The sequence below is a fragment of the Acinetobacter sp. CIP 64.2 genome (genome assembly GCF_000369645.1).
Taxonomy (GTDB): Bacteria; Pseudomonadota; Gammaproteobacteria; order Pseudomonadales; family Moraxellaceae; genus Acinetobacter.
Window position 1 is genome coordinate 131419 of the sequence record NZ_KB850121.1, and the last position, 25054, is coordinate 156472.

18 protein-coding genes and 1 pseudogene are annotated in these 25054 nt (G+C 39.9%); 6 read left to right on the forward strand and 13 right to left on the reverse strand.

Annotation, left to right across the window (positions count from 1 at the left end):
• Positions 1–210 precede the first annotated feature (210 nt).
• The gene (locus F895_RS15670) at positions 211–1299 is read left to right on the forward strand and encodes an LLM class flavin-dependent oxidoreductase (RefSeq protein WP_005239100.1); all 1089 of its coding nucleotides are present in this window, start codon (positions 211–213) and stop codon (positions 1297–1299) included.
• Between the two features lie 93 nt (positions 1300–1392).
• On the opposite strand, the gene F895_RS15665 is transcribed toward F895_RS15670, so the two are convergent.
• The 4 genes from F895_RS15665 to F895_RS15650 all read right to left on the reverse strand — a co-directional run bounded on the left by F895_RS15665 (position 1393) and on the right by F895_RS15650 (position 8990).
• Positions 1393–2655, reverse strand: a complete 1263-nt coding sequence (locus F895_RS15665; protein ID WP_005239101.1) for a lipase family protein — start codon at positions 2653–2655, stop codon at positions 1393–1395.
• A 37-nt stretch (positions 2656–2692) separates the two neighbouring features.
• On the reverse strand, positions 2693–5185 hold the full coding sequence (locus tag F895_RS15660) for a TonB-dependent receptor plug domain-containing protein (RefSeq protein ID WP_005239109.1): 2493 nt from the start codon (positions 5183–5185) through the stop codon (positions 2693–2695).
• Between the two features lie 164 nt (positions 5186–5349).
• Entirely contained in the window at positions 5350–7182 is a 1833-nt protein-coding gene (locus tag F895_RS15655; protein ID WP_005239111.1) for an ABC transporter ATP-binding protein, read from the reverse strand.
• Complete coding sequence (locus F895_RS15650; protein ID WP_128568549.1) at positions 7179–8990, reverse strand: ABC transporter ATP-binding protein; 1812 nt, start codon at positions 8988–8990, stop codon at positions 7179–7181. Before F895_RS15650 ends, F895_RS15655 begins: the two co-directional genes overlap by 4 nt.
• Before the next feature lie 283 nt (positions 8991–9273).
• Between F895_RS15650 and F895_RS15645 the strand changes: the two genes are divergently transcribed.
• A complete protein-coding gene (locus F895_RS15645; protein ID WP_005239123.1) occupies positions 9274–10326 on the forward strand; it encodes an ABC transporter substrate-binding protein in 1053 nt (350 codons plus the stop codon).
• Between the two features lie 55 nt (positions 10327–10381).
• Here the strand turns inward: F895_RS15645 and F895_RS15640 are convergent, their stop codons facing one another.
• Genes F895_RS15640 through F895_RS15605 form a run of 8 tightly spaced genes read right to left on the reverse strand, consistent with a single transcriptional unit; the run spans position 10382 to position 20097 of the window.
• The gene (locus F895_RS15640; RefSeq protein WP_005239125.1) at positions 10382–11650 is read right to left on the reverse strand and encodes an acyl-CoA dehydrogenase family protein; all 1269 of its coding nucleotides are present in this window, start codon (positions 11648–11650) and stop codon (positions 10382–10384) included.
• A gap of 27 nt (positions 11651–11677) precedes the next feature.
• Positions 11678–13495, reverse strand: a complete 1818-nt coding sequence (locus F895_RS15635; protein WP_005239127.1) for a dipeptide ABC transporter ATP-binding protein — start codon at positions 13493–13495, stop codon at positions 11678–11680.
• Between the two features lie 2 nt (positions 13496–13497).
• Positions 13498–14346, reverse strand: coding sequence for an ABC transporter permease (locus F895_RS15630; RefSeq protein ID WP_005239129.1), 849 nt, complete (start codon positions 14344–14346; stop codon positions 13498–13500).
• On the reverse strand, positions 14343–15494 hold the full coding sequence (locus F895_RS15625; protein ID WP_005239130.1) for an ABC transporter permease: 1152 nt from the start codon (positions 15492–15494) through the stop codon (positions 14343–14345). Before F895_RS15625 ends, F895_RS15630 begins: the two co-directional genes overlap by 4 nt.
• 5 nt (positions 15495–15499) lie before the next feature.
• On the reverse strand, positions 15500–17074 hold the full coding sequence (locus tag F895_RS15620; protein ID WP_005239131.1) for an ABC transporter substrate-binding protein: 1575 nt from the start codon (positions 17072–17074) through the stop codon (positions 15500–15502).
• A gap of 10 nt (positions 17075–17084) precedes the next feature.
• A complete protein-coding gene (locus F895_RS15615) occupies positions 17085–18278 on the reverse strand; it encodes an LLM class flavin-dependent oxidoreductase (RefSeq protein WP_005239132.1) in 1194 nt (397 codons plus the stop codon).
• Positions 18279–18311: 33 nt separating this feature from the next.
• A complete protein-coding gene (locus tag F895_RS15610) occupies positions 18312–19022 on the reverse strand; it encodes a class II aldolase/adducin family protein (protein ID WP_005239133.1) in 711 nt (236 codons plus the stop codon).
• A gap of 13 nt (positions 19023–19035) precedes the next feature.
• Positions 19036–20097: an ABC transporter substrate-binding protein gene (locus F895_RS15605; protein ID WP_005239134.1), complete on the reverse strand. Its 1062-nt coding sequence runs from the start codon at positions 20095–20097 to the stop codon at positions 19036–19038.
• A 274-nt stretch (positions 20098–20371) separates the two neighbouring features.
• Between F895_RS15605 and F895_RS15600 the strand changes: the two genes are divergently transcribed.
• Both F895_RS15600 and chrA read left to right on the forward strand, forming a co-directional pair.
• Positions 20372–21292, forward strand: a complete 921-nt coding sequence (locus tag F895_RS15600; RefSeq protein ID WP_005239135.1) for a chromate resistance protein ChrB domain-containing protein — start codon at positions 20372–20374, stop codon at positions 21290–21292.
• Between the two features lie 2 nt (positions 21293–21294).
• A complete protein-coding gene (gene chrA / locus F895_RS15595; protein WP_005239136.1) occupies positions 21295–22668 on the forward strand; it encodes a chromate efflux transporter in 1374 nt (457 codons plus the stop codon).
• Between the two features lie 512 nt (positions 22669–23180).
• Here chrA and F895_RS15590 read toward each other — a convergent pair.
• Entirely contained in the window at positions 23181–23465 is a 285-nt protein-coding gene (locus tag F895_RS15590) for a hypothetical protein (RefSeq protein WP_005239137.1), read from the reverse strand.
• A 202-nt stretch (positions 23466–23667) separates the two neighbouring features.
• Between F895_RS15590 and F895_RS15585 the strand changes: the two genes are divergently transcribed.
• Positions 23668–24072, forward strand: a complete 405-nt coding sequence (locus F895_RS15585; RefSeq protein WP_000669095.1) for a transposase family protein — start codon at positions 23668–23670, stop codon at positions 24070–24072.
• A 37-nt stretch (positions 24073–24109) separates the two neighbouring features.
• A pseudogene (locus tag F895_RS19315) lies at positions 24110–24502 on the forward strand (transposase family protein); the annotation flags it as partial.
• Between the last annotated feature and the right edge of the window lie 552 nt (positions 24503–25054).

A 25054-nucleotide genomic window follows, 5' to 3' on the forward strand; every position in this document is an offset into this window, starting at 1 on the left:
TATTTATTCACCTAAAAAATCACTCTTATAACTTTATTAACAATATAATTCTCATTTTATGAAATGTTGATTTTCAAGCAGAATCCAGATGCTTCTGATCAAATTTAGACAGATAATTAAAATCCTATTTCCTAATCACCTATTTTATATCAGTTTAAACTTGGCATTTATTTTGCTCATTGGTTAAAAATCCATAAAATAGGTTTAATAATGAGCATCGAATTTGTTGGTATGGTTTTTCCCAATCAATGGTCAGAAACCAAAGGGAAACGTATTGGTCATAAAATAGACCTCGACTATCTACGTTATCATGCACGGGCACATGAATATGCGGGTTTTGATAAAGTCTTAATTGCGAGCGGACCAAGCAGCCCTGATAGTACACAAATCGCAGCTTATCTAGCACAGCATACTGAGCAACTCGGGTTTATGATTGCCCATCGTCCCGCGCTTGTATCACCAAATCTGGCTGCGCGTTCTTTTGCGACACTTGACCATACGACAGGTGGCGGAAGAATCCGTTTACATACAATTACGGGAATTACAGCTGAACCTCAAGAAGGTGATTATCTTGTCGATAAAGTTCAACGTTATGAACGGACGGGAGAATATCTGGATATCATCCAGAAACTATGGAAGAGCGATCAGCCCATTAGCTATCAAGGTACGTACTTTAAGTTAGATAATGCTTTCTGTCCGTTAAAGCCAGTTAACGGAACAATCCCGATTTCATTCGGTGGCTCATCCGATATTGCCTATGATATTGCAGTTCGCCATGCAGACCTGTATTCACTATGGGGGGAACCACTAGCTGGTGTAAAAGAGCAAATTACTAAATTAAAGCTCGCAGCAGAACACGCCAATAAACCGCAGCCTCCTGTTAGCTTATCCGTACGCCTTATTATTGGCCCAACTGAAGAACTTGCGTGGCAGCGCGCAGAACAGATTCTTGCCGATATTCAGAACAATCCAACTTTTCAGAATAACGGCACATTGTCAGGGCATAAAATCAAAGGAATTGGTTCACAACGCTTATTGGCAGCAGCGCAACAAGGTGATCGACATGATCGTGCCTTATGGATGCCCACAGCCACTGCTGTAGGCGCTTATGGTGATACCACTGCCTTGGTGGGTACACCAGATACCATTATTGCGGCATTACTCGATTATGTAGATTTAGGCGTTACCACCTTTTTAAATCGTGGCTACGATCCGATCTATGACACGGTCGATTATGGCCGCTATATCATCCCTGCTGTACGTGAAGAGGCTGCAAAAAGATTAAAGCGCATCGCTTAAACATTTAAAGCATAAAGCCGCTCTTCAACATCTTTGAAGAGCGGCTTTTTACAATAAAGATTCTCTTTAGTGAGAAAATCTTTATGTCATCTTTTATTGTAAGTCAGGCTTACAAATAGCCTGAACTTTCTCTCCCGCAATCACCTTTTTAGCAAATGGAATCGAATCTTGTAATGAAGCATTAACGGTCTCGCTATGCCCTAAGCCATGATACAAATGGCCTTCGACCACGGTACCCGCTTTACACGCATCGGCCACCAGCTTCATTTGAGATCGGGCATCAGGGGTGCGGTCGTTTGCCCCTGTTCCGATAAAGAGTGGGTGACTGATTTTTAATGTCGGATAATAACCATAATCATTCGATTGTTGCTCTTGCAGCTTTTTATAGTTTGCAGGTGGATGAGGTTTATACGCTTGTGCTGGCGAAAGACCCGCAGATTGAATATCCCCCATAAAGCTGGTTAAGCACGCATTTCTTGCTTGTTCAACTAAAGGCACTGCTTCAGGCGTAAAAATATCTTCTGTTTTTATTTCTGGATATAAACTTTGCGTCACTAAAAAACTATAGATGCCATAAGCAAGCGACGGACTGACTTCATAAGGATTTAACTTTAGCTGATTCTTTTCAGGGGTCGCCTCAGGATCTTGATAAATCACGCCTGTACCAATTGAACCTTTAATATTTAAGTCAGGTGCATACGTAGCCGAATAGGAAGAAGCCGCAACAGCGCCAGCACCTCCTTGAGATTGGCCAACAATCACAAACTTATTTGCAAGGGGTAACTTTGCTTTTAGAGCAGCTCGACCACTATCTAAAATACTATAGGCCAGCATGGGGTTATTGATTAACAAATGCGGCCCAGCAACCCCCAGACCTTCATAATCTGTAGCCACCACGGCGAATCCTTCTTTCAGCCAACGATTTAAATACTGTACATCACGGTATGATCGACCACTCCAAGACGGCGCACAGGCATCGGCCAAGCCTACAGTCCCATGTGCCCATAACACCACTGGCCAACCTTCTTTCGGTGGCGTTCCTTTCGGTAAATGAATACTGCCGGAAACCACAATCGGTGTTTTGCTATCTTTGCCACTGGTCGAACTATAAAGAATTCGAATGGCCTGACTGTCATTTGCCAAGCGAATATACGGGTTATGGATAGGCTCTGTTCTTAATAATTTTCCTGCCTGTGCTGGAATCGCCGATTTCCATGTATAAAACTCGGAAACCCGGCCATCTCCATATTGATCTTGAAGCGTAGGAGCTGGTTGAGCAAAGGTCAAACCACTCGAAGTTAACATCGTGGTGACTAAAGAAAATTTGCATAACGTTGATAAAAAAGTAGGTTGCATTGTCATTTACCTTAAAATTTGTTTCATCATTTTTGATTTAAAATTCGTAACTTACGCGACCATACAAATACGTTCCAAATGCTCCTTCAGGCGCATTAAAACTATATTTGACAATGTTGCCGACCGAAGAATCTTTGGCTTTATCCGGATGGCTATTCAATAAATTGATCGCCCCTAAATTGAACTTCAGACCTTTCACAAATGCATCCGCTTTGTAGCCGATATCCAAATCTGCAATCCACTGCGGATCAAAAGTCTGATCTAATGCAGTGTTGGTATTATTTAAAGTGGTCCATTGATCATAGCGACGGACTGCGGTATTGACACTCCACGCTTGATTTGACCAAAGTGCGCCAAGCGTCAGCTTGGTTTTCGGTGCAGCAGACTCAATCAGGCTTTGTGTATTTCGTCCTGCAATGCTTGAAACCGGAATTCGCTCACCTTTTGCGGTGATAGAATCTCTGGTTTCTGTGATTTCATTTTTGTTATAGCCCAGACCGAGGTTCAGATTTAACTTGCCATATTGGTCAAGGTTTAAATCATGCTTAAGCGCGAGCTCTAAGCCTTGGGTACGTGTGTCGAGTAAATTATTAAAGAACGCCACATTGGCAATGTTTGCATATGCTGTATTGGCAAAAGCATTGGTGATTACACTTCCAGTAATATTGTCTGAAAGCAAAATACGATTTTTAATATCGATTTGATAAAGGTCCAAAGTTGCTGAGGTATTCGCAAGTGGCTTCCACACAAAACCTAAAGAATAATTCGTCGATTTCTCAGGTTTAAGTGAGTTTCCGCCAATAAGTAAAGCCGCCTCACTGCCTGCAACTAAAGTACGTTGTTGCACATCTTGCCAACCTGAAGCGGTTTGTACTGTTTGTACGCTATAAGCAGAATATCCTTGTTGTGCCAATGACGGCGCTCGATAGCCTGTATTGATTGAACCCCGTACCGCAAATTGAGGTGATACATCATATTTAGCAAACAATTTTCCGTTTGTGGTCGACCCAAAGTCTGAATATTTTTCACTTCGAACAGCTGCGCCCACATTCAAGTCTTTAATAATATCTGCTTCTAAATCTAGATAGACACCATAAACATCACGACTAATTTTTCGTTGATCTTGGTCTGTGATTCCGGCATATATCCCTGGAACACCAACGCCTAAAGTTGTGCTTGGATTAAAATATGGACCGCGGGTATAGGCTATCGGATCACCAGCATTTTGCTTATATTGCTCCCAACGATATAAACCCCCTGTAGACAACGTCAGCGGACTTGCCAACCCATCAATTGCAATATCACGGCTATAATCGAGCCCTGTATTTAATTGCGAAAAAATATTTTCGCCCAAGTCATAGTTTGAAGGAGCGTTTGAGCCATAACTTGGGTTAATACCATTGCCTTGTTCTGTGCTGACTTTATTTTGCCCATAGGTCGCATAAAGATCATATTTACCTGACTTCAACTCCCCTTTTTTCACTCCAACTGTGGTGGCAAAATCATCTACAGTGACTAAGCTCAATGGCGAGCGTCCATCTGGATAACGTTCTTTAAAATAGCTGGATTGATTCAGTACTGTTTTGGTCGTTGGTGGTTCATAAAAGTTTTCACCTATTGTTTTGCGATGGCCATAGCTACTAAAACCATAAAGTGCAAGGTCATCTGTCAAAGGTAAATCTAGATTGGCAGTCACATTGACTTGATCTTTTTGTTCGGGTGAACCAAATTTCCACGTTCGATAGGGTGTATTTTGTTCTGTATATTGAGCTTTGGTTGAACCATCATAAAAAGTTCGCGTATCAGGTGCCGTGTTACTTGCAGCTTCGCGTTTGCCTAAATCTAATGCAACCGTCAAAGCACCATCATTAGGGAGCGCAAAACCTTTCCAAAGATTAACTTTGTGCTGTTCACCATCTCCTTGGGTATAGCCACCCGTTTGATAACTTACCCCACCCCCATGATCACGTGATTTCAAGATAATATTCACAACACCAGCGATTGCATCCGAGCCATATTGGGCCGCAGCGCCATCCCGCAAGATTTCTATGCGTTCAATCGCACTCACTGGAATTAAACTTAAATCAGTTACTGCTGCTCCCCTTCCACCAGCATATGCTTGGCGGGTGAAATAAGCGGATGTATGTCGACGTTTTCCATTAATTAAAATTAGAGTTTGATCCGCAGATAATCCTCTGAGCGCAATACTGGGTGGAACTGATGCACCAAAACCACCTGCAGGAGAACTCGGTAAACTCACAGAAGGAGACAACCGTGTTAACGCCGCAGCAAGATCAGTTGCTCCAGTCTGTTGTAAGTCTTTAGCAGTTAAAATATCAACAGGCGCAGGCGCATCGAGCGAACTATGAATTGCGCGTCTAGAGCCTGTGACAACCACAGATTGTAATGTGATGGCATCCTCTTTCTCTGACAAATTCTTTTGATCATTTGCCATCGCAATTGAGGCAGTAAGTGTACTCAGTGCAAAAAGTGTGGAGTGAAGGATGAATTGAGAAAAATATGTACGCATATAAGCTTCCTTAACGATCTAAACCGATATAGCAAAGCCAATGCCAAATATTTTATTTATAATTATCAACATATTGAGTGAAAAAACAAAAGAATCATTGTTTAAATTTAAACAATGATTCAAAAAAATGTTTATAAAACTACAGTTTTTAAATTTGCAGACCGCTAGACAAGCTGATTTTGTAGATAGGACTGATACAATTGAAAATAAGCTGCCTGTTGCTGCATTAACTGCTCATGCGAACCTTGCTCTACGACATGACCATTTTCAATAACAACAATTTTATCCGCCTCACGAATGGTACTGAGCCGATGTGCAATGACTATACAGGTTCTATTTTGGCATAAGCGTCTAAGCGCATATTGTATTTTTTGCTCAGTATAAATATCAATTGCAGAAGTCGCTTCATCTAGAATTAATATTTTAGGGTTTGCCAAATAAGCACGAACCAGACAAACAAGTTGCCTTTGTCCATGACTAAGATTTTTACCAAGCGCTCCTACTTCGGTGAAATAGCCTTGCGATAGCTGCTGTAATATCTCATCGGCCTCTAACTCTTCAATTACCTGAATCAGTTGCTGATCTGAAGCCTGAGGTTGAACTAGACGCAAGTTATCTAAAATTGTTCCACTAAATAAAACATTATCTTGTAAAACAATACTGACATGCTGTCTTAAACTGGCAAGCTGAATACTCTCTATTGGATAACGGTCTAGAAAAATTCCACCCTGCTGGGGTTCATAAAACCGTGTTAGCAACTGTGCCATGGTACTTTTGCCATGTCCTGTTGGCCCGACAATCGCAACGATTTTTCCAGCTTCAATCTCCAAATTAAAATTTTGTAAAACAGGTTTGTGGGTATAAGCAAAATCGACCGACTGAAATCGAATATGACCATTCAACTGTACAAGCTTCACCGCATTCGGTTGTTCTTGAATCGTAGATTGGGTATCTAAAAGTAAAAATATACGTTGTGCACATGCTGCCCCATTGGCATAACGTTCAAATAGATCAGTCAGTTCCTGTAAGGGTGCTAAAAATAAAAATACATAGAAAATACTTTCTGCAAACTGGCCAATACTAATGATGCCGTCACTATAAGCATAACTACCAATCACAATAAATCCAGCAGTGGCTAGCGTTGAAAGTAAGCCTGTAAAAGGTGCAAACCAACTGGTCCGCTTACTGCCATAAATAATAGAATGATTAAAGTCTTTCAATAATTCTTGATAACGAGATTGATTGGTTGCGGTGTAATTTAACTGCTGAATGATTTTTGCTCCATTTACTGTTTCAACCAAATGAGCAGTAAATCGACTGCGTTCCTCTGCAACTCGCCCCCAATGTTTTTGCGATGATTTCTTAAAAATTGCAGTCATCCCAAATAAAATGGGGAGCGTCGCAAATAAGCACCAAAAGAAAGGTGGATAGATATGCCAAAGCAGTACTGAAGCTAATCCACAACGCAAAATTGCGGAAAGTAGCTCTGGTGGCCCTTGTATTAAAACAGGCTCTAGCGTTTCGACATCACGATCGGCCCGTGAAATAATCCTGCCAGCCTTGGTACGATCAAAATAGCCGATATTTAAACTTTGGATATGCTGAAATAGAGAACGTCTTAAACCATTAATCACTTTCAAAGCTGCCCGGCCTGAAAGGTATTTTGATACACCTGCTAAAGCAAAACGACACATCCAACTCAAGGTTAAAATGCTCATCGCAATCAATAAAACAGGCTGATGCAATACTGCTTTTCCAGCAATCTGTTGAAAGCCCGAATCTAAAATATATTTCACCACCCAAGGTCGAACAAAAACACTCATCACTTGTAAAATCTCTACCACAATTAACGCGAGCAGCAAGTAGCGAATGGGATAAACCAAAGGAATAAGTTTTTTTAGCATTGCTCTATGAATTGAGGTATTTGCCAAATTTTCTTCGATTTGTAGATCAGCTGATTTTGCGAATGGGCGGAAATTTTTAACACTGCTATTCATGCATTCATCTCCTGCTGTTGTAACTGAAAGCCCATCAACTCACGATAAAATAAACAATCTCGAACTAATTCAAGATGCGTGCCTTGGGCAATAATGTGGCCCTGATCAAGCACAATCACTCGATCAGACAATGCAATCGTGGTTTGTTTATTCGAATTAATAATGATTGTTTTATTCAAAGGGTTGCCACTGCCAGAAAGTGCTGAAAGCCGCTGTAAAACCTGTTTTTCTGTGGTCGCATCCAAGGCACTGCTTGAATCATCTAAAGCTAAAATGGGTGAATTCTTTAGAATAGAACGGGCCAAAGCAAGACGTTGTTTTTGCCCTCCTGACAAGGTAACTCCTTTGTCCCCAATCAACGTATCTAATCCTCCATCAAGTCGTTGTAATAGTTCTGATGCAGAGGCTAAATGTAGAGCATCCCTCATCTCTTGCTCAGTTGCATCTTGCTTAGCAACTCTTAAGTTGTCTGCCAATGTACCGCTAAAAAAGAAATTTTCCTGAGGAATGATCTGAACCAAATGGCGTAATTCAACTAGGCTTAAATCTTTGATATTCGTCCAGCCCGTTTGCTCAGAGCCAATCGAAACTTGCCCTTCTGTTGGGTCAATAAACCGATTGAGTAAATTCATCAAAGTCGTTTTACCTGAGCCAGTTTTACCGACTACAGTGACGATTTCACCTGCTCTAAATTCAACATGACAGTGTTTTAGAATATACTTTTGCGTTGTCTTATCTTGAAAGCTGACATTTTCTAATCGAATGTTTAACTCATCATTTCCTTGCCAAGACAGCGGATATTGTGGATCTTCAATTGCGGACTTCTGATCTAACATTTGCCAGATTCTTGTCGCAGACGAACGTGCATCAGCAAAAATATGTAAGACCTGACCAATGCTTTCAATACGAAACACCAATAAATTTGCCATCAGAATGGCAGCGACAAATTGCCCCACTTGCAACTGATTTTGTCCAATTAAATAAGCACCAAAAGCGATGACCCACAAATAAGAGCATGCAATAATCACTTGGGGGATAGGTAAGCGTTTCGCACTTGTGCTGATGGTCTGAATGGAATGATGAATAAATAGATCTACGGCATGATTAAAGCGCTGTAAAAGTTTCTGTTCGAGTTGAAACGCTTTGACCACCCGAATCCCATTCACGCTTTCCGCTAAGCTATCACTGACTTTTTCGTAGGTAGATGCAACTTGATGATCCAATACCACCAATTGATTGGTCAGTTTAAATAGAACCCCAAGCCCTAAAAAAATAAAGAATAAAGGAACTAATCCGAGCCAAGGATGGTACCAGCACAACAGTCCGACGGTCACAGCAACAACCAGACTTGACTCAAATACTTGTCGCCAGAAATTGATCAATGCTTCTTTTAATTTATCTGAATCACGGGTAGTTCGGGATAACACTTCTCCCAGCCCATGCTTCCAGTGCCATGAAACATCTAAATGCTGTACTTGGGAAAAGATTCTTTCTCTTAAAATACTCAGTAATTGCTGACCAATAGTTAAAGCACTCAGCCCTGCCAGATACTGAACAACTGCCCTCATGCCAGCGATACTGCTAAGTAGAATAAACCAGAACCAAGGATTTAAAGGATCAGAAAGCGCATGCTGAAATAAAGTTTCTCTTTCACTATGTTTTAAGCTATCAATCGCATGTCCGATTGAATATTGTTGCAGTGCCAAGCCGATATTCGCAATAACAAATAAAGTCGCCGTTAATAAGAAACGAAATGGCATAAAGCGATACAAAGCCAAACTTCGTAATAATGGATAATTTTTAAACATAAAAGATAGTAAAAATTTGAGATTTTGTATGAGTGCGAGATTCATGCCAAATTAATGATCTGAAAAAATATTTTAATTCTTTGTTTTATATTACTTTTATAGATGGCTATTTATGGGGGTGTTGATTTTAAAACACTATAGAAATTGATTTGCTGTAATCGCAACAAAATTTGATATATCAACATCATAAAAAACGATATTAAAAATAATTAATAAATATCAACAATTTAATAAATGGCATCAATTTTGCTTTAAAGCATAAAAATCACAAAAGGATGTCATGATGACAACACTTCAAACTCAACCCTTAAATACGCTTTGGTACACGCGCTGCCCTGTACCAACAGGCCTAGGCATTTCAATTCAAAAAGGCTGGCTCAAAGAAAAGTTTAATGAGCAGCAGATTGAAATAAAATCAATTCGAGAATCAAATTCCAAAGATATTCGTAACTCTCATTTTAATCATACGCTTGCCAATTCAGTTCGACACGGTGGCAGTATTCCTGCAATCTGGGCATATGCATCTGGTCAAAAAACTAAAGTGATTGGATTATCTTGGGCTGATGAAGTCCAATTATTGTTAACACGCTACGACTCAAACATCAAAACGGTTGCAGACCTAAAAGATAAACGTTTTGGAATTCCATTCAATCAGGATGCAATTATTGATTTCTCGCGTGCACAGGCGATTCGTGGTTTAGAGAATGCCTTAAAGACAGTAAATTTGGAGGTAAGCGATCTTGAATTAGTCGATTGTTTACGAGCAGATATTTTAACAGCACAACAACAACAGCCAGAAGAAAATGATTCTAGCTTTTATGGTAATCGCAACAAAATCAGCGCAAATGCAGAGATCGTGGCATTAATTAAAGGTGATGTGGATGCCATTTTTCTAAAAGGTGCACATGCTGCGCAGATTGCCCATGATTTCGCCCTGCATACCATTATTGATATTGGCTCACATCCAGATCCTATTCTACGCTCCAATAATGGAACACCGAGAACGCTCACTGTTGATGAAGATTTTCTAACGCAATATCCAGAACAAGCCCAATCGATTGTTGATGCTGTTTTACAAGCAGAACAATGGGCACATGCACATGCAGATGAAACCCATCGTTATTTAGCAAAAGAATGTAATAGCAGTGAGCAATGGGTTCATGCAGCATATGGTGCAGATGCACATCTGAAACTGAACACTAACTTTGATGAAATCTCTATTATTGCTTTACAAGACTTGAGTGATTTTCTCTATCGCTGGAACTTTATTCCTGCACAAATTAATGTTCGTGAATGGCTTGCACAGGATATTTCTATTCAAACTCAAGTGGCTTAATACTTTAAAATTAAAAAGGTTGTCATGATGACAACCTTTTTTTATTGACTTCATTTTACTTAGAAAATTTAGTCACATTTTCCGCCTGCTTCTTTAGAAGTACGGAGTTGTATTCTCCTGGTGGAATATTATTTAAATAATAATTTCCAACATGATAGAGCCTCCAGCGAATTGGATCATGCGTGGTGTGAGTTCGTGCATTTCGCCAGAAGCGGTCTAGGTTCCATTTCGATAAAGTTGAACTTGCCCCAAGTAATCCAAAAATTTCACTCGAAATTTTTAAAGATGCATGATCAGACTGACTACGGGTAGCAGCAACCGATAAAATCAGTTCAGTTTGTAAATCTTCATCCTCTACATTTGCCAAATGCTGTTCAAAAATCTGTGCTGAACGATCCAATAATGCCTCAGCTGAACGAACTAAAACAGCGAATTCACCAATCTGTTTGATGATATGAGGTTCATGTGTAGGCGAATCGACGCCACTTTCTACCCAAGGTCGAGCATGATGTTGTAAATAATCAATCCCACCTTGTAGGGCTCCTTTGGCAATTCCTGTGTCCATTGCAGCATGTAGAATTTGAGGCCAAGTGAGTCCTGTACGTAAAACCGTGCCCAAACCACCGGTATTCCGCTTGGCAACATAACGTTCATCAACAATCACATCTTTAAAATTAACAGTGCCACTGACACTATTATTTTGTCCCATTGCATCCCAGTCATCGAGCAACTCGACTCCCTGCGTATCACGATGAATTAAAATCGAGACTGGTCCATCATCACTCCCAGCAAATAAGGAAATCCATTCTGCGAGTAAAGAGCCGGTAGAATAGAATTTACTACCATTTAATATTAATTGCCCTTCTGAATTTCGCTCTACACGCGTCTTATGCTGAAATTTATCTTTGCCACCCACTTCTGCAAGTGCATTGCCCAAACGCTTTCCGCTTAAGATATCACCCAGTAACTGATCACGAATTTCATCATCATAGCCCGTTAAAACGCCTCGGAACATGGTGAAGTGAATCTGTAATAACTGTCCGACACCACCATCTGCGGATGAAATAATTTTCACCACATTGACCAAGGTTGAAATACTGGCGCCTAAGCCCCCAAATTGCTTGGGTACAATAATCGCAGTTAAACCCGCTTCTGAAATTAAGCGAGCTTGTTCATAAGGCACGGTCTTGTTATAACTGGGGTCTCGAGCAAATTGATTCAGTTGATCCGCCACCTCTTTTGCAATATCAAGTGCTTCTTGCTCACTTTGAATATGCCTGATACTACCTAATTCTAAAAAATTACGTTGGTTAATGTCGTTCATTGTTAACTCCGGAAAATCTGTTCTTTTTTATGCGCAAACTTCAAGTACCTTGTTTTTAAACAAGCTTGGCGCATGAGTAAGCAAAGTTTTGGTATATGTATGTTGAGGGTGACTCAGCACTTGATCTGTTTCGCCATATTCAACAATATGTCCATTTTTTAATACGGCGACTCGATCTGCGATTGCACGAACAACCCCTAGGTTATGGGTCACAAATAGTAAGGTCACCCCTTGCTGTTGGAGGTCTTGTAGCAGTTTTAAGATGGAAGCCTGAACTGAAACATCCAAAGCAGATGTAATCTCATCACAAATCAAAACATCAGGTTGGCATAGCAAAGCGCGTGCGATAGCCACGCGTTGTCGCTCCCCACCCGATAAATCTCTTGGATAGAGTTCTTGAACTTGTATAGGCAGAGAGACTTGTTGAAGTACCTGTGTGACTTTTGCTATGGCGTCTTGTCGAGATGCTCCAAAGAAATGCTGTACAACTTTAATTAATGTCTGACCAATCGTATGCGCTGGATTCAAAGCCTTATAAGGGTTTTGAAAGATATATTGCAGTTTATGCCGCTGCTGCAAATGACGCTGTTGCCCACGCAACGACAAGACTTCATCTGCTAATGTAATTTTTCCATCTGCATTTTCATTCAGTCCAGCAATGACACGCGATAACGTGGTCTTACCCGAGCCCGACTCACCTACCAATGCTAAACACTCGCCTTTTTTAAGTTGAAATGAGATATCAAAAAGTGCCTGTTGCTGCCCATACCATGCATGAATATGTTCAACTTTTAATAAAGCTTCTCTGTCTGTTTCTCTTTCAATCACTTGATGATCAATCTCTTTAAAATGAATCACACCGACATGATCCGAATGGTGACAAGCAACAAAATGCGAATCAAACTGATCTTTTAATTGAGTTAATTCAGGTTGTTTTTGACGACATATATCTGTAGCGAAAGCACAACGTGCCGCAAAAGCACATCCTACTGGGCGCTCATTGGGCGAAGGAGCATGTCCTTCAATTGGAGATAAATATTTACGAATGGCCACATCGGGAATGGCGTTCAGTAAACCTTGCGTATAAGGGTGCTTAGGAGTTTCAAATAGTTGGGTTAATACCGCATCTTCTGCAATTCGACCCGAATACAGAACAATCACCCGATCTGCAATATCTTTGACCACCGTTAAGTCATGCGATACGTAAATAGCCGCAACATGATATTCCCGACATAATTTACGAATGATGTTCAACACCAAGGTCTGGGTCGTCACATCTAATGCGGTGGTTGGCTCATCCAGAACGATCAAACGTGGCTGTAGCAAGAATGCCAAGGCCAATAAAATTCGTTGTTGTTGCCCACCCGAAAGCTGATGAGGATAGCGTTTGAGAAATAGCTCATCCTGCGGTAATCCCACTTCATTTAAAATTTTGGCAACCTTTTGGTATTTTTCAGCGCTCGATAACTGTGTCTGATGGACATCTAATAATTCAAATAAATGTTGTCCAATACTTAATGCTGGGTTGAGTGCTGTTCCAGGATCTTGGGCGACATGACTGATTTTATAACCACGAACCTGACGCAAAGCATGATCATCTAAACTGAGAATATCTTGATTCTCTAGCTCAATTGAGCCTTGAATAATCTTGGCTCCATAGCGTGCATAGCCTAATAAAGCACTTGATAATGTGGTTTTACCTGAGCCACTTTCTCCAACTAGCCCTAGAACTTCTCCTTCTCGTAGGCTAAATGAAATATCAGAAACGATGTGATTGCCGGTGTTGACCAATGCCACGGTTAAGTCTTTTACCGTTAATACGGTATTTTTAAATAGATATGCCATGCTTATTTTTCCTCAATCCGAGCCGCTGCACGTCCAACGCCCTCAGCCAATACATTGGTTCCGAGTGCAAACAAGGCAATTAAGATGACAGGAGCAAATACCGCCCATGGCTGTACCAATAAACCAGCGCGATTTTCATTAATCATGAGTCCCCAATCTGCTGCTGGAGGTGCCACACCATAACCAAGAAAAGCCAAACCAGATAACATACCCACAGCCCATGTCAGCATCACACCCAAATGGATGAGTAAAGGCGTCAACATGTTGGGTAAAATTTCACGAAATAAAATATAGGTTTTTGAGTACCCAAGCATTCTAGCTGCTTCGATATATTCTTGTTCCACCAGATTCAGTGCAACGCTTCGCGCAAGACGCACGACCCCAGGAATAAAAGCAATTGAAACCGTTAAAACAATGAGCCAAGGTTCCCGACCTAACATTGAAACGATAAGCAAGACCAATATAAGATCCGGAAAGGCCATAAAAACATCAGTCAGCCAAGTCACGAACTGATCAATCTTATTTCGGGCAAAAGCAGCGAATATGCCTAAACTAGAACCAATAATTAATGCAACCAAACTGGCAGCCAGTGTCATCCAGATAATAGAAGCCCCACCAGCAAGGACACGTGACCAGACATCATGACCAATATAGTCATAACCTAAAAATGATTTTCCTTCAGGCGGGCCATACGTCATGCCGACTAATGCAGTGGGTTCAAATGGAACCAGTAGCGGGCCAACCAGTGCAAAAATTAAAACTAGAGCTGTGACAACAAATCCAAACCGTACTTGTCTTTCACGAATTAAGGTTTGAAAAAAATTTCTTTGGTACCAATGAAGTGAGCTCATTTCCCACCTCCTTGCTGAAGGTTCTTTAACGCATTGCGGCGGTCAAAAGGTTTTACCGTAATGGGCCGACCCGACTTCCATAACCGTAGCGCCTGACGACGACCTGGCGAACGTGCTTTATGCCTTTTGGCTGTTCGTATCTTGGGGGTGAGTAAGGTTGTGATTAAATCTGCAATTAAATTGACCACCACTACACAAATGGTGAGCAATAAAACAATGGCTTGAATGGTTGGGATATCTCTTAATTCAATTGCGGCATTGAGTGCATTACCAATACCGGGATAACTGAACACCACCTCAATGATGAGTGCACCGCTCAGCAGAACTCGTATGGTGAGGGCTGTTCCCTGCACCACTGGCACCAGTGCATTGGGTAAAACATGTTTCCATATGATCCGTCGCTCAGGAATACCACGTAATCGTGCAGAGGTCACATAGTCCGACTCAAGTGCGTCAATCATGGAACCGCGCACCAACCGCATCAGATATGGAATAAGCGATAAAGCCAAAGTTAAAATCGGTAAAACTAAAAACTCGATTTGGCTAAAAGCTGACTGCTCTGGAATCAACAAAGATGCTGCTGGCAATATGTGCAGGATTGAGGTTGAGAAAAACATCATGAGCCAGATTGCTATTACAAATCCAGGAACAGCCTTGAATAGAATAGAGCTAGAAACAATAATACGATCGAGTTTGCTATCTCGACGGAGTGACAGCCATACACCCAGTACCACAGAAATTGGTACAGTAATGACAATCACCAAGATCGTTAATGCAACGGTATTACCAAAATAATTCTGAACAATCTGCACAACAGGGACATTGGAATCAATCGAACGGCCAAAATTACCTTGCAATAATTGACTCAACCAATGCCAGTATTGAAGCAGTATTGGATCATTCAGGCCCAATTGTTCACGAAGAATTTGAACTGTCGCTTCCGGTGCTTCTGGGCCCAAAATGACGCGAGCCGGATCAGATGGGAGTGCTTGTGTGGCAATAAATACAATAAGACTAATCACCAATACAACCAATACACCTGACAACAACCGTGTGAAAAACCAAGGTAACCATGCTGGTATTTCAAATGATCTCGTCATTGTTTGATGTGGAATGGCTGTCTCTATTTTGCTGGATTGCGTTGTCATAGCGGTCACCCCCTACGCCAAAATTCATCTGTACGCCACGCAGCAAAGCCTGTGCGATCGGGTGTTACGCCACCAATTTGGTTCGAATGTGCATCGAGTACATGGTTAAAACCCCAAATGAGCAAACCACCTTGCTCATGTTGAATATGCTGTGCTTCATGAATGAGAACTTTGCGTTTTTCCAAATCAGGCTGTTGTAATGCGGTATGAACCAATTCAGTAAAACGTTCATTGTTAAATCGGGTTTTATTATTTGCCGCACCTGGCCCATCAATTTGCAAGACGGTTAATAAAAAAGGTCGTGAAACGTTTGAACCTGTACTAAATGCCCAATCCTGTTTTACAGCATCAGCAAAGGTGGCAGCTTCAACCTGTTTAACATTAACGATAACACCCGCCTGAGCTGCATGCTGAGCAAAAACCAATGCAGCATTGCTATCTGGACCTGTATATAAATCAATCGCCAAGCTATTGCTAAAACCAGCTTCTTTCAACAACGCCTTCGCTTTATTTAAATCTTGCTTACGTTGCGCAATACTGTGGTCATATACAGGATCACTAAAGGAATAGAGATCATTTGCAACTCGTCCTTGTCCAGCCAAAGCCCGTTTAACCAAATCATCTCTATTGGCAATCAATCTAAAAGCTTGTCGTACCCGAGAATCATTAAAAGGTGCTTTTAAGGTATTCATATCAAAAGATTGCCAAGCATCAGTTTCTGAGGAAACCAGATTCAGTCGTTTATTGGCTTGAATTAAAGAAATATGCTCGGCACTTACCCCTGAAGCAATGTCAATTTGACCCGATTGCAAAGCAGCAAGACGTCCTGTCTGATCTTTAAAATCAATGATTTCGATTGCATCAGCATAAGGCTTATTTTCTTTCCAATAGTTTTCAAAACGAACAAAGCGTGAACGTTGACCTGGTGTAAAACTGTCAAGCTTAAAGGGCCCAGCCCCGACCACATTTTTAACTGGGTCATAATCTGTAGGAACAATCCCTCCCCAACTCATCCATGCCTCAGGTAAAGCAACTAAGCCTTTTCCTTGAGCAAAAGGGATCTCAACGGTGTATTCATCGACCTTCTTAACTCCATCTCGTTGCAATGAATAAAGATAGGCAGCAAATGGAGAAGCGAGTTTAGGGTCCGTCAAACGGCGTAAGGAGAAAATAACATCATCAGCAGTAATCGTCTTACCATGATGAAATTCGAGTCCTTTTTTTAAGCGAATGGTCCATTTCGTCCCATCATTATTCGGCTCCGCAAATTCAGCAAGTGCGAGTTTAGGCTGGATATCTCTACCCCATTCCCATAATTTTGCATATAAAGGCCAACCTCTAAATGCACTGGACATACCAATAGGCTTGTGCGCATCTAAATTACCTGCTTGATTGCCGTTGATTACTCCAATTTTGATCACACCGCCTTTTTTGGGCGTATCATTTTCAGCTGTACTCGCACGAGTATTCTCGGAAGATGCAGAGTCAGTTTTAGAGCATCCTATCAGACTGATTGCAGCAACAGCGCCAACCCCCAATCCAGTCTGCTTAATCAGTTCTCGACGTGTAATTTTGTTCATGTTTTCTCCCTTAAACGACGACTTCTTGATTCAAGAGAGAATCAATGGATGAATTTTTATTGAGCTTAGGTAACTCAAAACCATGATCGAGCGCTAATAACGGGAACAATAAATCAGCTACACGATAAGCTTCTCCAATTAAAGGGAAACCAGATAAGATAAAGGCAGATACACCATAGCTCTCGTATTCTTTAATCCGTTCAGCAATATTTTCAGCACTGCCGACCAAGGCAGTACCTGCTGCCGGGTTTAAAATATCAAAACCAAATAAAGATGGCCCAGTCCAAACATTAGGATAAATTTCAAAATCTTTAGCACGAGGTAATACTCCATGGCGGAGCAATGTCAGATTTCTTTGAACGATCGGATTTGGGCTTTGATAACTCTCAAAAGTTTCATGAGGAGGAAGCTGTCGTTTAACCGCTTCGATTGCATAATTGACATCTAGCTTATCGAGTAGCGACTGAGCATACTGCCAAGCCTCTTCTTCTGTTTCCCGAACAATAATTTGTAATCGAGTACCAAACTCTAAACTGCGCCCAATTTTTGCAGCCTCAGCCGCAACTTTGCCAAACTTTTCTCCTAGCAACGGTGGGGTATTTGCAAAACTTAAGTACACGTCGAGTAACTCGACAGAATGCTGAACACCTTTGGCAGAAGTTCCAGCTCCCCACAATGGAACACCCTGCTTTTGAGTTGGACCACGCCATTTGGACATAGGAGATCCACCTTCTAGACGTGGGGCAATTTGAATAAATTCGCCCTCAAATCCAGACCGATCACCTAAATAGTTTTGCTGAAATGCTGTCCAGTATTCTTTACTAAAGTCATAACGCTTATCATGCGTATAGTGAATACCTAAAGCGGCTAAACCCTGATCATTTCCATTGACGACATTAAATAACAAACGCCCTTTAGAAAATGCATCAAACGTTTGCGCATATTTTGCCAATACTGCTGGCTGGACTTCTCCAGGATGTTGGGCAACCAGAAACTTTAACCGTTCAGTAAATGGAATTAAACTTGCAGCAACAGCAAGTGTTTCATACTCGCTGTTACCCATAAGTGAACCGTAAAAACCAAGTCGATCCGCAGTAATCGCAATCTGTTGCAAGTGTTCATAATCGGTATCCCACCGCCCAGATTCCAACCAAGGATATGGCCCATCGGGAGCAGTGAGATACCATAAAAGTTTTACAGCCATAGTATTCTCTATATTTATATTTGAATCAGATTTCTAATGAAGTGGAAGTAATCCAAGCGACTTCGCTTTATCGGTTAAACCACTCATTCGCCACTGCTGCTGTAAAACACCCTGTCCGTATTCACGGCTTCCCCCAGCTAATTCAGCCAGTAGCTGAATCTGTGCACCTTCCTCAAGCAACAAGATAAATTCAGCCGTTTCTTGTAATCCCTGACGTCCCCATACAGTTGCACCACCGTTGGCTTCTAAAATTGCTCGATGTTCGATATCAACTTTGAGTTGATCTAAAATGAAATCGACTTCTGCCTGACGGCGATCAATATAAATTGGTAGTTCTTTAAATAAATGAAAGCGCTGAACAGGCACATAACGAATCGGTAAGGTACGATGGGTTTGCGCCCAAGCCCCTAAATTCGGCGCGTGTACATGAGATATTGTGGTGACATCTGCATGCTCGCGAAAAAGTTTGTTATAGCGCCCGCCTGCATTTTTTCTTCCCAATAAAACTTCACCATCAATGGTCTCCACAAGTACTTTGCTTTTTTGATCTTTAGACCACGGTCCTGCATAGTTAAAAGTGACTAAGGTATTATTAGGTCCACGTTCAACAAAATTAACCGTTCCATTTGCCGTGATTGTTCTTGTTTCACGGAACACTTCAAAAGCAAATTCAGCTTTTTCACGGTTCGATTCGATAAAATCATTAAGTTCAGGAGACAGTGGGGTTTGAATAAGTGTTGTCATGATTAATACCCTATTAAAATTGTTTATTTTGGCGACGTTTTAAAACTTCGAGCAAAGGACGGTGATCAACCCAAGTATCAAGATCGATATCGCGCTCGAGAAAACCGTGTAACCAAAGGAAATCTTTTTGTTGTCTTAGAAGCTCTAAGCGCTCTTCACTTAATGATGGATGTAACGATTTATGAAAGTTATTACGGTAGGCCGTTGCGACACTCTCTGCACCTGCAATCGTTTCGTCTTCAAGAATAACCAGCACTTCATCTAAATGATCTTGCGCCCAATCTGCGGTATCAAACAGCTCTTCCAGAAAATCAACCACGACATCAAAGTGATCTTTTAACAAATCTTCATGTACGGTAATTGGACGAGGCGTACCATTGTTTACACGAGAGCTCACATCTTCAAATTGATCCAAATCGATCCCAACTTTTAAACCGCGTTTCGTCGCAGCTTCGACAGCCGATGCGCCTTTTACATAAACAGCATCAACTTCACCAGTGATTAATGCATCTAATCCAGACCAATAGGTACTTGCATCACGTTGTTGTGTATTCGATTCCGCTCGTTCAGGGACTTCAATAAAATCCACATCACGGAAGGTTAAATTCGCAAGTTGCAAAGCACCTCGAATACCCTGTAAAGACATCGCTCTAAAAATGCTACCTGCCCGTTTGTCTGCATATTCAGGTAAAGCAACTTTTACATTTTTTAAATGCTCTGGTTTGCTAATTTCAGAATCAGGGCGAACAATGATCACTTGCCATTCATCAATCCATGTCAAGCCAATGAGCCGACTTGGCGCACCTTCAGAACGAGCAGCTAGTGCTGGAACATTTCCACCTTCACGAAACAATGCGGGTAGTTGATGATCAAAATGATGAACAGATAAGCCTTTTCGGGCATCTTGTAAAACAGCAACATCAATACCATGCTGTTCAAACTTTTCGATCAGTGTCCCACGTTTTAGTGAGATGCCTGTTGCCGTTGGGACTGGACATCGAGTGACCCAGATTTCAGATAAAGTGCTTTTTACAAATTCTTTAGAATTTTCTTTTTTATCGATAACAAGTGACATAGGTATTCCTTAGGATATTTCCAATTTCATATCACTTGTATTGAGCAGCTTTTGTGCCAACATTAATTATTTATAATTTTCAATATCTTATTAAAAATCAAAATCAAGTTATTGTTTATATTTCATCATTTTTTTAAATCAGTGTTGTTTTCACAACACCTAATAAAGAACTGACTTGGCTTAATCATTTTTTAAAATTAGAAATCTATTCTTTGTATATATACCTTAATTTATTATGTGTAATATATTAAACAAAATAAGTTGAGTATATTACATGAAAATATCCTTACTCATATCCTCACTACCTACACAGAATACAACCACTCGTATGAGAGTCTGGCGATCTGTCAAAGCAAGCGGCGCAGCGATTCTAAGAGATGGTGTCTATTTACTTCCTGTTTCCCATAGTATAAAGCTCGACCCTATTGCTAATGATGTTATTTCAGAACAAGGAACGGCTTATATCTTTCATGCAGAGCAACCTACCAATCTTGAATTAGCTGCTTTGTTCAGCCGAAAAGAAGAATACGACGCTCTCTATAAACAACTCTCTGAGTTAAGGGATAGACAGACCAAAGATGAAAAGAAAGAGCTGCTCAAGCAAATCCGTAAATTAAGAAAAAGTATCGATGCACTTATAGAAATTGACTATTACCCTGATGAAACTCAAGCACAGGTTTTAAAGGAGCTTTCCTGTTTAGAACTTTCAATTGCTCGTCTTGGTGAAGTAAATGAGCCTCAAGCAATACAAGCTCATATCCAACTGCTCGATAAAAATTGTTATCAAAACAGAACTTGGGCAACTCGTAAAAAACCTTGGATTGATCGTCTAGCCTCTGCATGGCTAATCAAGACTTTTATAGATACCTCAGCAACATTTATTTGGTTAGAAACCCCAAGTGACTGCCCAAAAGCAGCATTAGGATTCGATTTTGATGGTGCAACTTTTAGCCACGTCAATCACTGGGTAACCTTCGAAGTTCTTTTACACAGTTTTAATTTAGAAACACCTGCATTAAAGAGACTCGCTGAAATTGTTCATTACCTAGATGTAGGGGGAATTGAGCCTCCTGAAGCGATCGGTATTGAAAAAGTTATTCAAGGTATTCGAAGTCAGATAAATGATGATGATCAGCTATTTGCATTATCGAATCAGATTTTCGATGGTTTATATGCCACCCTAGCAAGAGAATAATCATGAAACAAGAACTTGTTATACAACCAGAACAAGAGATACAGTCAGTTTCATTTTGGCAAGCATTCTTATTCTGGCTTAAATTGGGATTCATTAGTTTTGGTGGGCCAGCAGGACAAATTGCTGTCATGCATCAAGAACTGGTTGAACAAAAACGTTGGATCTCTGAAAAACGTTTTTTACATGCGCTCAACTACTGTATGTTATTACCAGGACCTGAAGCACAACAATTAGCAACCTATATCGGTTGGTTAATGCACAGGACTATAGGGGGTATTGTGGCAGGGGTCTTATTCGTTTTACCCTCATTATTTATCCTAATCGCACTCTCATGGGTCTATGTAAAGTTTGGTGATGTGCCGATCATTGCTGGACTCTTTTATGGAATCAAACCTGCTGTTGTTGCAATTGTCTTTCATGCAACATATCGAATTGGTAGCCGATCATTAAAGAATAAGTTTTTATGGACCATCGCTGCTCTTGCATTTGCTGCTATCTTTTTCTTTAACCTCCCTTTCCCCTTAATTGTTCTAAGTGCTGCAATCATTGGATACTTAGCAAGTAAAAAGTATCCAAACTTTTTTACGGGTGGAGGTTCTCATCAGCAAGGTAAAAAGGATTATGGTCCTGCATTCATTGATGATGATACCCCAACCCCAGAACATGCCATGTTTAGTTGGAAGCACTTAGGAAAAATCTTATTTATCGGTGCAACTTTATGGTTTACACCAATTGTAGGTCTAACTCTGACCTTGGGATGGGATCATGCCTATACACAAATGGCTTGGTTCTTTACCAAAGCAGCGCTGTTAACCTTCGGTGGGGCTTATGCGGTACTGCCTTATGTGTATCAAGGTGCTGTAGATTTTTATGGCTGGTTGAGCCCAACACAAATGATCGACGGCCTAGCACTTGGTGAAAGTACCCCTGGCCCACTGATTATGGTGGTTGCCTTTGTAGGATTCCTAGGTGGTTTTAATCATACATTATTGGGAAGTGATCATGCATTTTTAGCTGGTGCTTTAGGTGCCATCATTGTGACTTGGTTTACATTCCTTTTTTCTTTCATATTTATTCTAGCTGGCGCCCCAGTGATTGAAACAACGCATAACGAGTTAAAATTTACTGCACCATTAACAGCAATTACTGCTGCGGTAGTGGGTGTAATTTTAAATCTCGCACTTTTCTTCAGTTATCACGTTTTATGGCCTAGTGGATTCAACCATCCCTTCAACTATGAAGTAGCATCGATTGCCATTGCAGCATTCATCGCCTTATTCCATTTTGAAGTTAAAGTCATGTATGTAATTTTTGCTTCTGCCTTCTGTGGCTTGATCTTGTATATAAGTCCGATAAGCTCAATGTTTTCATCTTGAATAGAAAAGAAAGTGTTTCTATTTATGGTACTCACAATGCCCCGTATCAGTATTTGTCACACATCCTGATGGATCTGTAAAGTCTAATCTAAAAGCCTTTAATTATTGAAATTAAAGGCTTTTAATACCAATTCAAATGATTTCGAATAATATTTTGGTGCAGATGAAGGGAATTTTTGCTCTTAGTCTGAATTGCAATGACAGGAACCAAAGCTGGTCTTCGGTGCAACATGAGAGTGGCGTAACATTGCAGCCAGAATTCGGATATGGTCGACGCCTGTAATACTAAAATAAATGAATCTAATTCACCCAGATTTACCTAAAGATCAACTCACATCTATATAAGAACTCAAACACCTTGTTTAAATTTTAATTGATATGTGTAAACTAAAATTAGAAAAAATATCTACAAGCATCTGGAATCTTTTTAAAAAATCATTTAGGTTTATGAGCAATAATTAATCGCAAGAATAAATTAAATTTATTTTTAACTTTGTTCAAGGCAATTCAAATCAACACTCACAAGTACCAAACATATTATAAATAAAATGCATGGGAGCACATTCAAGATAGACATCAACATTTAGTACTTTAAATATCTCTCCACCACTTAAAACCGTAATAAGATTTCCACGCTTACTTAAAACGACACCTCTCACAATATTCATTTCAACTTTTTCAAAATAACGATTAATATAATTTTTATTTTTATAAAAATAAACCTTCTGTCCAGCCTTAATCACTTTAGGGTTTACTTTTTGATATAAACCACATTCTTTACAAACCCACTTTTCCATTATTGCATCTCGAAATTTAGACTATGAATTTCTGAACGGCGCTAATGTGTGTGACCCAAAGTAATAGACCCAATTTTAGATTAGGTCTATTCCACATTGCTTTGAGTTATATTATAGACTTCCGTCATAAATCAAAAAACGTACAATTTATTTGATCTTAAATTAATCAGCAAAATTATTTAATTCAAGAGATAATCCTTGGATGAAATTCAAAGATATTCAAAAATTATCAAACGTTAAGTTTCGTAGGCTTACCGGTGTTAGTTGGGCTACATTTAACCTCATGTTGGCCGAGCTAAATAAGCATTTACCTCGTCATATTGGTAAAGGACGACCGCATAAATTACCGTTGGAAGATCGTTTGCTCTTATGTATAGAATATTGGAGAGAATATCGAACATTTTTCCATCTTGGTATGAGTTACGGTGTATCTGAAACGAGTGCAATTCGTATCACACGTGTTATTGAAGATACCTTAATCCGTTCTGGAAAATTCAACTTGCCAAAACAACTTCCTAATCGAGATGAAGTGGATTGGGAAGTTGTTGTGATTGATGCCACTGAAATATTAGTTCAACGTCCAAAAAAAACAGAAGAAATGGTATAGCGGTAAAAAAAAGCGACATACCTTTAAATTTCAGCTATCTATGCACTATATAACAGGTGAAATACTGAGTGTATGTGGAAGTCATGGAAGCATGCATGATTTTAAAATATTTAAAAAAAGCATGAGGAAATTAAAATTTAAGCCCTTTTTTATCGTTGATAAGGGTTATTTAGGGATAAAGAAATTGGGTTTTGGATGCCTCATGCCATCTAAAGCAAAGAAAACTGAAAAACTAGATTCTGAATTAAAAAAGTTAAATAAAGAGATTGGTCGTAGACGAATTCAAGTAGAGCATGTATTTGGAAGGATGAAATGTTTTAAGATTTTATCTTGTGTATATAGAAATCGTCGTAAAAGATTAAACCTGCGGTTTAATTTACTTGCTGGCATATACAATTTAGATTGGGTGAAAGATAAACAATTAAATTGATTGAAAAATGATTTATGAAGGAAGTCTTATGTATAAGTCAAATAAATGGATATCGTCGAGAGATATGAAAGATGTAGTACAACAACGATTTCAATGTAGGGGAATAACTACAAGCCTGCAATATTGATTAATAATTAAATTATTATTTTTATAATTTTATTTGTCATCCATCCCCTACAAACATTTACAGCTTGGATTCAAAATAAAAGCTTGAATCTGACAAATTAATTATCTACTTCCGATAAATAAAATATAACATTTCTAATACTATTCACTCCAAAATTAAAAGCCATAACCAAGTGAGTTATTGACTCATTGTTTATATTTATTTGGAAGTCTGATCATGCCCAGAATAGCACTCGCTCTTAGCTTAATATTATATTTTTTAATGACTTCATATATCTTTGCTAGCTCTACAGGAGAAATTTATTTTCATGGTGCAATTATCGAGGAATCTCAATGTCAGGTTTTACAAATAAATCATAAAATACTGTTAGATTGTTCAAGAACAGACCATACTGTATCTGAGTCTAAGGTTTTATCCGATTCACA